Annotated in this window: 11 protein-coding genes and 4 pseudogenes; 7 read left to right on the forward strand and 8 right to left on the reverse strand. The window is 71.9% G+C overall.

Going from position 1 to position 13,564, the window contains the following annotated elements:
• Window positions 1-55: 55 nt before the first annotated feature.
• The 4 genes from DBP14_RS01850 to DBP14_RS01865 are packed head-to-tail and all read left to right on the forward strand — an operon-like array spanning window position 56 to window position 4,654.
• Window positions 56-502, forward strand: coding sequence for a CBS domain-containing protein (locus tag DBP14_RS01850; RefSeq protein WP_129305303.1), 447 nt, complete (start codon window positions 56-58; stop codon window positions 500-502).
• On the forward strand, window positions 499-3,345 hold the full coding sequence (locus tag DBP14_RS01855; protein WP_277752680.1) for a cation-transporting P-type ATPase: 2,847 nt from the start codon (window positions 499-501) through the stop codon (window positions 3,343-3,345). Before DBP14_RS01850 ends, DBP14_RS01855 begins: the two co-directional genes overlap by 4 nt.
• Window positions 3,342-4,001 (forward strand): TrkA family potassium uptake protein, encoded by a 660-nt coding sequence (locus DBP14_RS01860; RefSeq protein ID WP_129305304.1) that lies wholly within the window; start codon window positions 3,342-3,344, stop codon window positions 3,999-4,001. The genes DBP14_RS01855 and DBP14_RS01860 overlap by 4 nt, the downstream gene beginning before the upstream one ends.
• Window positions 3,998-4,654, forward strand: coding sequence for a TrkA family potassium uptake protein (locus DBP14_RS01865; protein WP_129305305.1), 657 nt, complete (start codon window positions 3,998-4,000; stop codon window positions 4,652-4,654). The genes DBP14_RS01860 and DBP14_RS01865 overlap by 4 nt, the downstream gene beginning before the upstream one ends.
• A 36-nt stretch (window positions 4,655-4,690) precedes the next feature.
• Here the strand turns inward: DBP14_RS01865 and DBP14_RS01870 are convergent, their stop codons facing one another.
• The 3 genes from DBP14_RS01870 to DBP14_RS01885 form a co-directional block, all read right to left on the reverse strand.
• Complete coding sequence (locus DBP14_RS01870; protein WP_129305306.1) at window positions 4,691-5,134, reverse strand: universal stress protein; 444 nt, start codon at window positions 5,132-5,134, stop codon at window positions 4,691-4,693.
• 129 nt (window positions 5,135-5,263) lie between these two features.
• Window positions 5,264-5,800, reverse strand: a complete 537-nt coding sequence (locus tag DBP14_RS01875) for a hypothetical protein (RefSeq protein ID WP_164992231.1) — start codon at window positions 5,798-5,800, stop codon at window positions 5,264-5,266.
• Window positions 5,801-6,305: 505 nt separating this feature from the next.
• Window positions 6,306-6,980 carry a CBS domain-containing protein gene (locus tag DBP14_RS01885; protein ID WP_129305308.1) on the reverse strand — a complete coding sequence of 225 codons (675 nt, stop codon included), beginning with the start codon at window positions 6,978-6,980 and terminating at the stop codon, window positions 6,306-6,308.
• Between the two features lie 117 nt (window positions 6,981-7,097).
• On the opposite strand from DBP14_RS01885, the gene DBP14_RS01890 reads away from it, so the two are divergent.
• Complete coding sequence (locus tag DBP14_RS01890; protein ID WP_129305309.1) at window positions 7,098-8,000, forward strand: pyridoxamine 5'-phosphate oxidase family protein; 903 nt, start codon at window positions 7,098-7,100, stop codon at window positions 7,998-8,000.
• A 62-nt stretch (window positions 8,001-8,062) separates the two neighbouring features.
• On the opposite strand, the pseudogene DBP14_RS01895 reads toward DBP14_RS01890, so the two are convergent.
• Window positions 8,063-8,383, reverse strand: a pseudogene (locus tag DBP14_RS01895) (BON domain-containing protein); the annotation flags it as partial.
• On the opposite strand from DBP14_RS01895, the pseudogene DBP14_RS01900 reads away from it, so the two are divergent.
• Window positions 8,373-9,623: pseudogene (locus tag DBP14_RS01900) on the forward strand (glycosyl hydrolase family 65 protein); the annotation flags it as partial. The pseudogenes DBP14_RS01895 and DBP14_RS01900 overlap by 11 nt on opposite strands.
• Here the strand turns inward: DBP14_RS01900 and DBP14_RS01905 are convergent.
• The 4 genes and pseudogenes from DBP14_RS01905 to DBP14_RS01920 all read right to left on the reverse strand — a co-directional run bounded on the left by DBP14_RS01905 (window position 9,568) and on the right by DBP14_RS01920 (window position 11,994).
• Window positions 9,568-10,065, reverse strand: a complete 498-nt coding sequence (locus DBP14_RS01905) for a flavodoxin domain-containing protein (RefSeq protein ID WP_129305310.1) — start codon at window positions 10,063-10,065, stop codon at window positions 9,568-9,570. The pseudogene DBP14_RS01900 and the gene DBP14_RS01905 sit on opposite strands and share 56 nt — an antisense overlap.
• Window positions 10,066-10,223: 158 nt before the next feature.
• Window positions 10,224-10,355, reverse strand: a pseudogene (locus DBP14_RS36605) (CBS domain-containing protein); the annotation flags it as partial.
• A gap of 43 nt (window positions 10,356-10,398) precedes the next feature.
• Window positions 10,399-11,304: a universal stress protein gene (locus DBP14_RS01915; RefSeq protein ID WP_129305312.1), complete on the reverse strand. Its 906-nt coding sequence runs from the start codon at window positions 11,302-11,304 to the stop codon at window positions 10,399-10,401.
• 304 nt (window positions 11,305-11,608) lie between these two features.
• A pseudogene (locus DBP14_RS01920) lies at window positions 11,609-11,994 on the reverse strand (DUF302 domain-containing protein).
• 176 nt (window positions 11,995-12,170) lie between these two features.
• Here DBP14_RS01920 and DBP14_RS01925 point away from each other — a divergent pair.
• Window positions 12,171-13,547: an MBL fold metallo-hydrolase gene (locus DBP14_RS01925; RefSeq protein ID WP_129305313.1), complete on the forward strand. Its 1,377-nt coding sequence runs from the start codon at window positions 12,171-12,173 to the stop codon at window positions 13,545-13,547.
• Window positions 13,548-13,564: the final 17 nt, after the last annotated feature.

Consider the following 13,564-nt stretch of genomic DNA (forward strand, 5'->3'; position numbering starts at 1 on the left):
GCATCCGCGTTCCATCGAGCCCCCACGGGACCCGCGGAGAGCGAGGAGGACGCAGGTGAAGGTCTCCGAGCTGATGACCGCTCCGCCGGTGTGCGTCACACCGGACGCCTCCCTGGCCGAGGTGGCCCGCCGGATGGGCGAGTCCGCCGTCGGCTCCGTGCTCGTGGTCGACGCGGGGAGTCTGCGGGGCATCGTCACCGACCGGGACCTCGCCGTCCGTGGCGCGGGCGGTGGTCTGGACATCGGCACCCGGGTGGAAACGGTCATGTCGTCCCGGGTCGTGACGGTCGCCGCCGCCGACGACGTCCAGGCGGCCTACGACAGGTTCCGCCGCACGGGGGTCCGCCGTCTTCCCGTCCTGGACGCGGGCCGCGTGGTGGGCGTGCTGACGATGGACGACCTGTTCCTGGACGTCTTCCAACGGCTCGCCGACCTGCTGGGCCCCATGGCCCGGTCCATCCTGCAGGAGCCGCCCGGCCCGCCCTCGGAGACCGGAGCATGAGCGCTCATCCGGCCCGGCGGGGAACGGCCACTGTCCGCGAGGGCGGCCCACCAACGGACGTCGCGGCCACGGCGCCGTCCCCGCGACCGCGGAACGCCTCGCCCTCCTCCGTCCCCGCTCTGCCGGTTTCCGAGGTGTTCGCCGCCCTGCGGAGCGGCCCGCATGGCCTGTCGTCGGCCGAGGCAGCCACTCGGCAGGACCGTCACGGCCCCAACGAACTGCCCGGCGTGACACACGGCCAGGTGTGGCGCCGGCTCGTCGCACAGTTCACCGACCTCTTCGCGGTCGTCCTGCTCGTAGCCTCGGGGATCACGTTCCTCGCGTACGGGCTCGGGCGGCCCCGCGACCCGGCCACCCTCCAGCTGGCGCTGGCGATCCTCGGCGTGGTGCTGCTGAACGCCGGCATCGGCTTCGCCCAGGAGTACTCCGCCGAGCGCACCGCGGAGTCCCTGCAGGCGATGGTGCCGCACGCGTGCCGTGTGCTGCGCGACGGGGAGCGGCTGGAGGTGCCCGCGCGGGAGCTCGTGCCCGGCGACGTGGTGGTCCTGGAGGCCGGCGACGCGGTCCCGGCCGACTGCCGGCTCGTCGAGGCGCACGACGCCGCCGTCAACAACGCCGCGCTCACCGGCGAGAGCGATCCCGTCGCCCGCGTCTCGGGGCCGGTGCCGCAGGCGCCGCCCGTTCAGGCGCGCGACTGTGTCCTCATGGGCACCGACCTGGTCGCGGGGACGGGCAAGGCCGTCGTGTTCGCCACGGGTCCGGCCACCGAGTTCGGGCGGATCTTCCGGCTCACCGCTGCCGCCCCGCGCCAGCAGACCCCCCTGCAGCGCCAGGTCGCCCTCATGGCCCGCCGGGTCGCCGGCGTGGCGCTGGCGACCGGAGCGGCCCTCTTCGCGGTGCGCACGCCCGGTGGGCAGCCGTTCGTCGACACGTTCGTCTTCTCGCTGGGCATCATGGTCGCCCTCGTCCCCGAGGGCCTGCCGGCCACGCTCTCCGTGTCCCTGGCCATCGGCGTGCGCCGCATGGCCCGTCGGCACGCGCTGATCAAACAACTGCTCGCGGTGGAGGCCCTCGGCTCGACCAGCGTGATCTGCACCGACAAGACCGGCACCCTCACCCAGGCCGAGATGACCGTGGTACAGCTGTGGGCGGACGGCGTGTCGCACGCCGTGACCGGTGTGGGGTACGCGCCGTCGGGCGGCGTCAGCAACGCCGAGCCGGTACGGGAGCTGCTCCGCGCGGCGGCGCTGTGCAGCAATGCCCGGCTGGTCCCGCCGACAGACCGGGCTCCGTGGCGGGTCCTCGGAGACACCACCGAGGGTGCCTTGCTCGTGGCAGCCCGGAAGGCCGGTCTGGACCCGGCACAGGAGGAGTCCCGGACACCCAGGGTGGCCGAGCACCCCTTCGACTCCGCGCGCAAGCTCATGAGCACGGTGCACCGCGACGGTGAGGGCGGATTCCTCGCCTGCGTGAAGGGTGCGCCGCTCGAACTCCTCGCCCGCTGTGAGTCCCTCGACCGCGGCGGCGGAACGGCACCGCTGACGGACGTCGCGCGCGGCCAAGTGGCGGCGGCGGCCGACGACATGGCCGGCCGCGGCCTGCGTGTCCTGGCGGTCGCCCGGCGCCAGGTCACCGGTCCCCGGCCGGGACTCGCGGAGGCGGAGAGCCGGCTGACGCTGCTGGGGTTGGCCGGGATGTACGACCCGCCCCGGCCGGAGGTCCGCGACGCGGTGGACGCGTGCCGGCACGCCGGGATCCGTGTCGTGATGGTGACGGGTGACCATCCGCTGACCGCGGAGGCCGTCGCGCGCCGCGTCGGCATCGTCCACGGGCCGGCTCCGGCCGTGGCGACCGGCACGCACCTGGACACCCTGGACGACGACGGTGTGGACGCCCTGCTGGCCGACGCCACAGAGCTGCTGCTGTGCCGGGTCACCCCCGAACACAAGATGCGGGTGGTCACCGCGTTCCAGCGGCGCGGCGAGGTCGTCGCCGTCACCGGGGACGGGGCCAACGACGCCCCGGCCCTCAAACACGCGGACATCGGTGTGGCCATGGGCGCCTCCGGCACCGATGTGGCCCGCGAGGCCGCCGTGATGGTGCTGCTCGACGACTCGTTCGCCTCCATCACGACCGCGGTCGGGCTGGGGCGGTCCGTCTACCGGAACATCCGCAAGTTCCTGATCTACCTCTTCAGCCACAACATCGCCGAACTCGTGCCGATCCTGGCGGCCACCTTCGCGGGGTTCCCGCTGGTGCCGATCACGGCCGTGCAGATCCTCGCCATCGACCTCGGCTCGGACGTGCTGCCCGCCCTGGCGCTCGGCGCGGAGCCGATGGAACCCGACGTCATGGACAGCCCGCCGAGGCCCCGCCGCGAACGGCTCTTCTCGGCCGGGGTCATGGGCCGCATCGTCTTCCTCGGCGGAATCCAGGCGCTGGGCGTGTGCGCCGTCTTCTTCTGGCACATCCACGCCTCCGGCATCCCCTACGCGGACTTCACCAAGAACGATCCTGTGTACCGGCAGGCGATCACCCTGGTCCAGGCCGGCATCGTCGTCAGCCAGTTCTTCAACGCGCTAGCCGTGCGCACGGACCGGCAGAGCGTCTTCCGGGCCGGTCTGTTCGGCAATCCGTGGCTGCTGGCCGCGGGCTGCTTCAGCATCGGGCTGATGGCCGCCATGAGCTACGCGGCGCCGCTCCAGGCGGTCTTCCACACCGCGCCGCTGGCCCCCGCCGACTGGGCGGTCCTGGCCGCGTTCGGCGTCCTGTTGCTGGCGGCCGAGGAAACGAGGAAGTGGATGCTGCGCCGGAGGACATCCGCGGAGGGAGGAACCCGATGAGAGTGATCATCGCGGGCTGCGGCCGGGTCGGAGCCACTCTGGCCACGCGGCTCGTCGCCGAGGGGCACGACGTACGGCTCATCGACCGGCGGCCCACGGCGCGAAGGCAGCTGGCATCCGGCTTCACCGGTGCGTTCCATGTGGGAAACGGCTTCAACCGCACCGTGCTGGAAACGGCCGGAATCGCCCACGCGGACGCCTTCGTCGCCGTCACGTCCGGGGACAACAGCAACATCGTCAGCGCCCGGACCGCCAAGGACACCTACCGGGTTCCGGTCGTCCTCGCCCGCATCCATGATCCGCGCCGTGCCGACATCTACCGGGACCTGGGCATTCCGACGATCTCCAGCGTCCGCTGGAGTGCGGGGCGCATCCACCAGATGCTGCTGCACCGCCACCTCTCCCCGGAGGTCTCCTTCGGCAACGGCGAGACCCTTCTCGTGCGTTCCCAGGTGCCCTCGTACCTCACCGGACGTCAGGTGAGCGAATTCGAGGTGGACGGCGAGTTCCGGGTCGTCGAGATCACCCGGGCCGGTCGCTCCCTGCTCCCCGCGCACCATGTACGCGCCGAGCGCGGGGACCTGGTCACATTCATCGTGGCCGCCACGGCACTGGGCCGGCTGCGCGGCTTTCTCGACAGGGAGCTGGGAACATGAAGGTTCTGGTCGCGGGGGCCGGCCGGCTCGGCACCCAGATCGCGCAGGCACTGTCCGCCACCGGCAACGACGTCACCCTCGTCGAGTACGACGACGTCCGCGCGGCCGAACTCGACGGCCTTCCGCACATGCACGTCGTTCAGGGGGACGCCTGCGACCCGGGCCGGCTGGAACAAGTGGGCGCCCTGGTCTGCGACCTGGTCATCGCCGTGACCGGCCGCGACGAGGACAACCTCGTCATCAGCCTGCTGGCGAAGCGGGAGTTCGGGGTCGGCCGGGTGGCCGCGCGCGTCAACGAGGCGGAGAACGCCTGGATGTTCGACGAACGGTGGGGCGTGGACGTGGCCGTGCCCGCCGCGACCCCGCTGATCTCCCTGATCGAGGAGGCCACCGGTGCCACGGACACGGTGGCGCTGCTGCGGCTGAGCAAGGCGGGCGTCGAGGTCATGGAGACAGCGATCGACGAGCAGTCCCGGGCCGCGGGGCTGACACTGGGCGAGATCGAGTTGCCTGCCGGGACCGTGGTCGCCACCGTCGTCCGGGATGGCCGGCCCACGGCCCCGCGCCCCGAGGTGCGGCTGCTTCCCGGGGACGAACTCCTGCTCGTCTCGCACGAGGCGACGGAGCAGGAGATCCACTCCGCGTTCCAGTGAGCCGGGGCCGCCGAGTCCTCGGCCACAGCCAGTGCGTCAGCCCTCGTGGGACCGCACGATCACGACGGGGCAGCTCGCATGCTGCGACACGTGCTGGCTGACGGAGCCGAGCAGGGCCCGGGTGAAACCGCCCCTGCCCCGGCTGCCCACCACCAGGATCTCCGCGCCCTCGGCGGCCCGCAGCAGAACGTCGGCGGGGTTGCCGTGCACGACGCGGGTCAGGAGCGAGGCGGCTGCATCGGCACCGACGACCTCAGTCAGCTCCTCGTTCATCTTCCGCCGGGTCTCGTCCTCGTCGACGTCCATGTCCACGGCGGGCCCGGACCAGCCGTACAGGCCCGGAAGCTCCCACACCGCGACGGCCTCGACCGTGCCCCCGATCAGGCCGGCATGGCGCACGGCCCAGCGCAGGGCCTCGTACGAGGACTGCGACCCGTCGACGCCGACCACCACGCGTGGTCCCGGAGCATCCGTGTCCATGCGTCCCACCTCTTTCCTTCAGGGGTACGGGGGCCCAGCGGACCGGTCCGCCTGTGCTCTCCACGCTGCGGGAGCCGTCGCCGGGCCGCCAGAGATGAGCATCCGACGGCGTGACGGACGTCCCTGCCGTCAGCGCCCGAAGCGCGTCACCCAGTCGGGTTCGACGCGGGTCCACTCGCGGTCCCACTGATCCATGCGACGCCGGTCGAGACTCCGTCCGACGGCCCGCCGCACGCCGTACGCGACGGCCGCCCCGCCGAGCGCGGCCGCGGACCCTACGGCCACACCGGCCGTCGCGGCGAAGTCCCGGTCTTCCGGGGCATCGGCGACGGCGCCGCGGGCGTCGAGCCAGACGGTCGTGGCCGCGCCCTTCTGGAGCCAGGCCCGCACCGGTGCGACACCCGTGTGGCTGCCCGACCGGTCGCTCCACCGCACCAGTGCGTGGAAGCCGGACTGCGCACCGGGCCGGTCCCCGGCCGACCTCGCGTCGGTGAGCAGACGCGCACCGACGGGGGTCAGTCGCGCGAGCTGAACCTGACGCGCATGCGTGTAGTGGGCGTACACCGCCTGTCCCGCCCCCCAGACCGTCAGGGGCAGGACCACGAGGGCAACGGCCGCAAGGGCGACGCGGAGTCTTCGCTCCAGCCGGTCCACCGGCCGCTCCAAAGGGCTCCGTGTGCCGTCGGGCCCACGCGACGCCCCTCTGCCGAGCGAACTGGAACCAGACCTGTGATCAGGTGTCCGAGGTATCCGCATGACACGGCCCTCCGCTGCGAAGCCGTCGGTTCGGTTGCCCTTTCACCGTCCCGGCTCGCGGGACTCCCGGGGTATGGGTCTCCCGGCCCCCTTGAGCGCCGTTCGGCCCCACCCGAACGGGCCTTCAGGAGGTGGCGGTGGGCTGGGCTGCCGGCGAGGCGGTCCGGCATGAAGTCCCGCTCCACCTGCTGCACGCCAGTCTGGCCGTGCCGGCACGCGCCGACTGGGCCGGTCATCGTCGTTCGGGGGACGCCGGGGCATCGTTCCGACCGCTTCCGAAGCGTCGTCGTGGGCGTCGAGGACGGGGAGGCCAGTGGTACGGCAGTGGAGTTCGCGCTGCGCTGATGGAAGCCGCTGACCATGACATCCAGGCGATGGTGGCTTCCCGGCTCGACGCCTCCCGCGCCGCCTCCGCTCACCCGCGGTCCGCAGCGCCTCCGGCGGCGTCCGTACCGTAGGTGAGGCTTCCGGAGACCGAGACCACGCCGTCGACGCCGCGGCACAGCTGCTCGACGACGGGAATCAGGCTCTGGTGACCGACGGTGCCGGCGAGGGTCACGCGACCGTCGCGGACCTCCGCGGTCACGTCCCGCGGGTCGAGTCCCAGCGTCCGCGTCAGCACCTCACGGGTGATCTCCTCGCGGATGGCCTCGTCCGGGCGGAGGAAGACCCGGAGGAGATCACCACGGCTCACGATGCCCAGCAGGCGATCGGCGTCGTCCACCACCGGCAGCCGTTTGACTCGCTGGGACTCCATGAGACGGGCCGTCTCCACCACCGTCCACTCCGGACGGGCGCAGACCGCGGGGGCGGACATCAGTTCTTCAGCGCGGGAGCCCTCGGCCTTGGCCCGCTCCCAGGCTTCCAGGTGCGGGACGGGAGCGCGGCCGGACGGGTCCGGCTGGTCTGCGCTCTTACGCAGCAGGTCGGCCTCGGAGACCACGCCCATCGGGCGATCCAGCTCGTCCACCACGGGCACGGCCGTGATGTCGTTCTCCTCCATCAGCCTGACGAGTTCCTTGAACGGCGTGTCACGCCGTGCCCTGACGACGTCTCGGGTCATGAGTTCATCGACCGTGCGGTGGTACATGTCGCCTCCCGGATGCGGGACGCCCCCAGCTCGCGGAGGAGGACCGCTGCCTCCTGCGGCGGTGGGGCCCGCATGGCAGGTTGGATACATCACCATTCTGAAGAGAGGGCGGCGGTCATGCGAGCTCACCTCGGCGACCAGCTGGTCGTCGCAGCCCCGGCGAGCGGTGCCGTCCGGCGCGCCGGTGAAATCATCGCGCTCCACCACGAGGACGGGACACCTCCCTATGAAGTGCGCTGGTCCGACACGGGCGAAGTGACGCTCGTGTTTCCCGGACCGGACGCACACATCCGCCGTCCGGAGCGGGAACAGACCGCCCCGGGGAGCGGGGAGGGACCGGAGTTCCCGTCCGCGGCACGCCAGCCCAGCGCGGCCGCCGCCGGTGACCTCGGCCGACGCGTCGCGACGGAGCGGAGAAGGCGCGGGCTCAGCCGGACGGAAACCGCGGGCCGCGCGAGGATGTCGCCCGACTACCTCGCCTACGTCGAGGAAAATCCCGCCGACCCCAGTCTGGCGACTCTCGTCAGGCTGGCGGACGCGCTGGGCACCACGGTCGCCTCACTGCAGGGCGACGGCATCGACCTCCCGCCCGGCCAGGGTCACGCCCTGCTGCATCCTCAGCTGCGCGACCTCACGCCGGAGGAATGCCACGCCCTGCTGTCCACGCACGGTGTGGGCCGCGTCGCGATGCCGGGGCACGACGGGCGCCCCGCGGTCGTCCCGGTCAACTACGAGGTCGTCGGCGACACCATCGCCTTCCGGACGGCGCCGGGCTCCGTCACGGCGGCGGCAGCGGGGAGGGAGATCGCCTTCGAGGTGGACCACGTGGACGAGGCGCTGAGTAAGGGCTGGAGCGTGCTCGCCGTCGGCCACGCACGCGTGGTGACCGAGCCGGAGGCCGTCCGCCGGCTCACCGAGCACGCCCACACGTCGCCCTGGGCCGGTGGCGAGCGGGAGATGTGGGTGTCGATCCGGCCCACGAGCCTCACAGGACGCCGTATCACCGCGGCCGACCGGTGAAGTTCGGCCACCGCCACGGAAGGTTGCGAGGAAGCGCTCATGGTCCTCCACCGGGCACACAGTCACTCCGCCGGGTGGGGCGCGTCCGGGTCCGGTCCCTCGGCCCGGAGCCTCGATTCGACGCCCACCACGCCCTCCAGTCCGCGGACGAGGCGCTCGGCGACCCAGATGAGCGAGGTGTCGTGGACGGGCCCGCTCAGCACCACGATCCCGTCGCGCACCGACACACGGATGGCGTGCGCGTGCAGAGGGAACAGGTAGGACACCACCGTGCGCCGGACCTCCTCCTCGATGTCCTCGTCCGGGCGGAGGAACACCTGGAGCAGGTCACCACGGCTGACGACGCCGCACAGCCGCCCGGCGTCGTCGAGGCAGAGCGGCAGCGACGGCCGTGAGGAGTCGCAGGAGTGGCATCTCAACCCCGCGTCGGGCCGCTGGCTGCCCGACAACTCACGGCTCCAGCACCACGTGGGCTCGGCGGTCGCCCACAACGTCCTGCAGTACTGCGAGGCCACTGGGGACACGGAGTACCTGCACGGCAGGGGCGCCGAGATGGTCCTGCAGATCGCCCGCTTCTGGTCGGACCTCGCCGTCTTCGACACCGATACGGCGCGCTACCGGATCCGCGGTGTCGTCGGCCCCGACGAGTACCACGACAGCCGTCCCGGCGCCGCAAGTCCAGGGCTGGACGACAACACCTACACCAATGTGACCGCCGCATGGGTCCTCGCCCGTGCTCTGCAGCTCCTCCGGCGCCTTCCCGCATGGCGCCACGAGGAACTGTCCGCCCAACTCGGGCTGGACACCGACGAGCTGTCGAGATGGGACGAGGTGTCCCGCCGGCTTCGGGTGCCGTTCCACCAGGGCGTCATCAGCCAGTTCGAGGGCTACGAGGGGCTCACCGAACTGGACTGGGACGCCTACCGCGCCCGCTACGACACCATCCGCAGGCTGGACCGGATCCTGGAGTCGGAAGGCGACACGGTCAACCGCTACAAAGCGTCCAAGCAGGCCGACGTCCTCATGCTGGGCTACCTGTTCTCACCCCGCGAGCTGCGGGGCCTGTTCCGGCGCCTCGGCCACGACCTGACGGACGACGTCTGGCGCGGGACCGTCGACTACTACCTGCGGCGCACCAGCCATGGCTCCACCCTCAGCGGACTCGTCCACGGCCTCGTTCTCGCCAGGGCCAGACGCACCGAGGCATGGCAGTACGTCCAGGAGACCCTGGAGGCGGACATCGCCGACATCCAGGGCGGCACGACCGGTGAGGGCATCCACCTCGGCGCCATGGCCGGCACCTTGGACCTGGTCCAGCGCGGTCTGACCGGCCTGGAGACACGCGAGGACACCCTGTGGCTGGACCCGGTGCCGCTGCCGGCACTCTCCGAGTACGGCTTCACCATCCAGTACCGCGGTCACCGGGGCATCGGCATACGGCGAAGGCACCGTCAACTGGCCATCAACGTCCCCGACTCCGAGGAACGCCCGATCCGCGTGATGCTCGCCGGCCGCGCGGTGACCGTCACGCCGGGCGAGACCTGCGCGCTTGCCCTGCCGGACCGCCTCACGTCCGCGTCAGGTCCTCGGCGACATGAGCCGCCCACGTCTCGATCGCGGTGAAGTCCCGGAAATCGCCGCCCTTTCCGTCGCTGAGGATCATGCGTGCCACCCATCCCTTGGCACCGTTCTCCAGGCATCCGCCGAAGGTGACGTGTCCCCTGGCGTCGAGTGCGGCCATGGCCTTCTCCAGCCGGGGCACCGGCGGGATGTTTCGCTCGGAGGCGGACGGGTCGAGCGGTCCGCTGCTGAACAGCCACAGGGGGCGGTCGGCCAGGGCCCGCCGGTGCCTGCGGAGGAACCGGCGGGCGTGCCTGTGCCAGCGCCCGGCGTAGAGCGCGCCGCCGGCCACGACGGCGTCGTACCGCGCCACGTCCTCGACGGACGGGGCGGGAAATATGTCGACCGTCAACCCGCTCTTGCGCAGGACATCGGCGATGCTTTCGGCGATGCGCGCAGTCGATCCGTTCGTGGTTCCGTAGGTGACCAGCACGGTTCCCGTCATGGCGGTTTCACCTCCTGTCACAGGCGACGCAGCCTGTCGTCGGCCACACCGTGCACCGCCTGCTCCTGGGCACGCGGTCCCGAGTCGTCCATCCGGTACTTCGGCCTGCCGACCACGGCGACGACTCCGTGGACCCGTGCGGTCGTCGACCGGGCGACGTCCTCGTCCACCACCGGCACCCCTCTGATCCGGTGCACCGACAGCAGCCGTGCGACCTCCTTGAACGGGGTGTCGCGGGTGGCGGTGACGATCTCGGTGGTCATCACCGCGCCGACCTTGTCGTGCTTCATGTCCGTCCCCCCTCGGCAGAGCGGTCCCCGCGTTCCGCCGCGGTCAGTCGTGCGCGACGACGGCGACGGGGGCGACCGCGTGGTGCAGCACCGCGTGGGTGACCGGCCCGATGTGGACACCGACCGGGCTGCGGCGGATCCGTCGGCCGACAACGACCAGCGAAGCGTCCCGGGCGGCCTCGATGACTCGGTCGGCGGGGCTCCCCCAGTGGAAGTCCTCGACGACGTCGACGTCCGGGTATTTCTCCCGCCAGGGGCTCAGGACCTTGGCCATGGCCGCGACGTCCTGCTGGCGCAGTTCGGTGTCCAGAGCGAGGTCCGAGGGCAGCCCGTAGAGCATGTAGGCCGGTATTCTCCAGCCGTGCACCGCCTTCAGGGTGGTTCCACGGCGGGCGGCTTCCTCGAACGCGAAGGCGATCACCGTGTCGTCCGGTCGGCCGATGTCGAGGCCGAGCACCACGGGCCGGTGCGTGGTGGCGGCGGACGCGGAATCCGCCCGGTCCGCCCCGTCCTCGTCCCTGGCCTGCCAACCGGCTCGTACCAGGACCACCGGCCCCTCCGCACGGGCGATCACCGCCATGCCCACGGAGCCGACAAGGAATCCTCCGACACCGCTGAGGCCCCGGGAACCGAGAACGAGCAGCTCAGCGTCCTGTGCTGCCTCTGCCAGCACGCTTGCAGCCGTGCCGGGGATCTGCTTCGTGCCGACGTCCACGCCTGGATGACGCCGCCGGATCTCCGCTGCCGCCTCCCTCGGAATCCGCTCGCTCCAGTGCCTCAGCGTCTCGGCCCCCAGGCGCGAGGCCTGCACCAGGGCGTCCGGAACGGATTCCCAGACATGCACGAGCCGCAGCGGCAGACCACGCAGAGCCGCTTCCTGCGCGGCCCATTCAGCAGCGGCACGGCTTTCGGGCGAGCCGTCGAGGCCCACAATGATGGTGCGCGACATCCTGGCCACCTCCTGAGTCGGCTTCCGCTCCCAGAGTGGTGCAGCGAGAGGCCACGGGCGCAGAGACCACAGGTCCCCGGTTCAGGACCGTTGGGCCCACCGCTGTGGCACTCTTCCGCAATCGCTGTTCGCGCGCGCCTGTTCGCGGCTTGAGGAGCCGCGTGGCCCGTCAGGACACCCGTGGCCGTTGGATCTGAGACGTCCATGACGACGCGGTAGCGGTCAAGGTCATTACGGAGCACCGGTGGGTCACGCTGTTCGCACATGGCGTGCCGGCCCTCTGCGGATACGGCGTGCGCTTGCGTCATGTGAGGGAGGCCAGGGCGGCGTCCAGCCGGGCCGTGGCTTGCGCCGCGACCGGCTCCAGGGCCGGCAGGCCGGTGAGGGTGACCATGGTGCCGGGGTCGAGGGCCTGTACGAGTGTGGTGTCGCCGGCGCGGCGGACGACGACGTTGCAGGGCAGGAGCAGGCCGATGCTCCGGTCGGCCTCCAGGGCCTGGTGGGCCAGCGGCGGGTTGCAGGCGCCGAGGATCAGGTAGTCCTCCATGTCGTGGCCGAGCCTGCCTTGAGCGTGGCTTTGACGTCGATCTCGGTGAGGACTCCGAAGCCCTGATCGGCCAGGGCCTCGCGTACGGCGGTGACGGCGGTGCCGAAGTCGGCGCCGAGACGGACGGTGCGGTCGTAGGACACGGGCACTCCCGAACTGTGTGGAACGGCTGAATTCCTCTGCACCCCGCCGGGTACCCCTCCGTGCCGTCGTGCCATTGGGCGTCTCCCGTCCCTCCGGAATACCCCCCGGGGTATGGCTGTTACAGTGAGAGTCATATACCCCCGGGGGTACCCGATTTCGTGAGGAGTCGTGAGTCGTGTTCTTCGTCGACACGCTGGAGTTCGAAGGTCTGGGCAACCGCAGCTATCTGGCCGGCGGGCTCTCTGCCGCCGTGGTCATCGACCCGCCGCGGGACATCGACCGGATCATCGCGGCGGCGGCCCGCCGTGGGGTGCGCATCGCCTTCGTGGCCGAGACCCACCTGCACAACGACTACGTCACCGGCGGCCTGGAGCTGGCGCGTGTCACCGGCGCGCGCTATCTGGTGCCTGCCGGGGCGCACGTGTCGTTCACCCGCACACCAGTGACCGACGGCGACACCGTGACGGTCGACGAGGGGCTGGCGCTGCGCGCGATCGCCACTCCCGGGCACACCCCGCATCACACCTCCTACGCACTGACCGAGGACGGGCTCGGTGTGGCGGCCTTCACCGGCGGATCGCTGCTCATCGGCACCGTCGGCCGCCCCGATCTGGTCGAGCCGCGGCTCACGGAGCGGCTGGCCCGCGCGCAGCACGCCTCCGCCCACCGGCTGGTCGACGAGCTGGACGACGAGGTGCCGGTGCTGCCCACACACGGCTTCGGGAGCTTCTGCTCCTCGTCACAGGCCGAGGGGGACACGACCACGATCGGCAAGGAGCGCGAGACCAACGACGCGCTGACGCTGGACGTGGACACCTTCGTCGCCCGCACGCTCGCCGGGCTGGACGACGTGCCCGCCTACTACGCGCACATGAGCCCCGCCAACGCCGCGGGTCCCGCGCCGGTCGACCTCACTCCGCCACGCCGTGCGGACGCCGGCGAGATCGCCGCCCGGCTGGCCGCGGGCGAGTGGGTGGTGGACCTGCGCAGCCGCATGGCCTTCGCCGAGGGGCACGTGGCCGGCTCGTTCAACTTCGAGGGGGAGGGCAAGCTCGCCACCTACCTGGCCTGGCTGATGCCGTGGGCCAAGCCCGTCACTCTGCTCGCCGGCACCTCGGAGGAGATCGCCGACGCGCAGCGGGAACTGGCGCGGGTGGGCATCGACCGCCCGGCCGCGGCCGCCACGGGCGACCCGGCCGGCTGGGTCCCGGAGGGCGAGCGGCTCGCTTCCTTCCCGCGCGCCCGCTTCGCCGACCTCGCGGACGTCCATGAGCGGGGCGACCACGTGGTCGTGCTGGACGTGCGCCGGAACTCGGAGCGTGCGGGCGGCCACATCGAGGGCTCGGTCCACATTCCGGTCCACGAGCTGCGCGGCCGCGTCGGCGAGGTGCCGGACGGGACGGTGTGGGTGCACTGCGCCGGCGGGATGCGCGCGGCGATCGCCGCGTCCCTGCTGGACGCCCTCGGCCGGGACGTGGTCGCCGTCGACGACGGCTTCGACGCCGCCGGCGAGGCGGGACTGCCCCTCGCCCGCGCCGAGGGCATCCGCTGACCGCCCCCCTGCCCCCC

Origin of the sequence: Streptomyces sp. L2, assembly GCF_004124325.1 — a bacterium.
Taxonomy (GTDB): Bacteria; Actinomycetota; Actinomycetes; order Streptomycetales; family Streptomycetaceae; genus Streptomyces.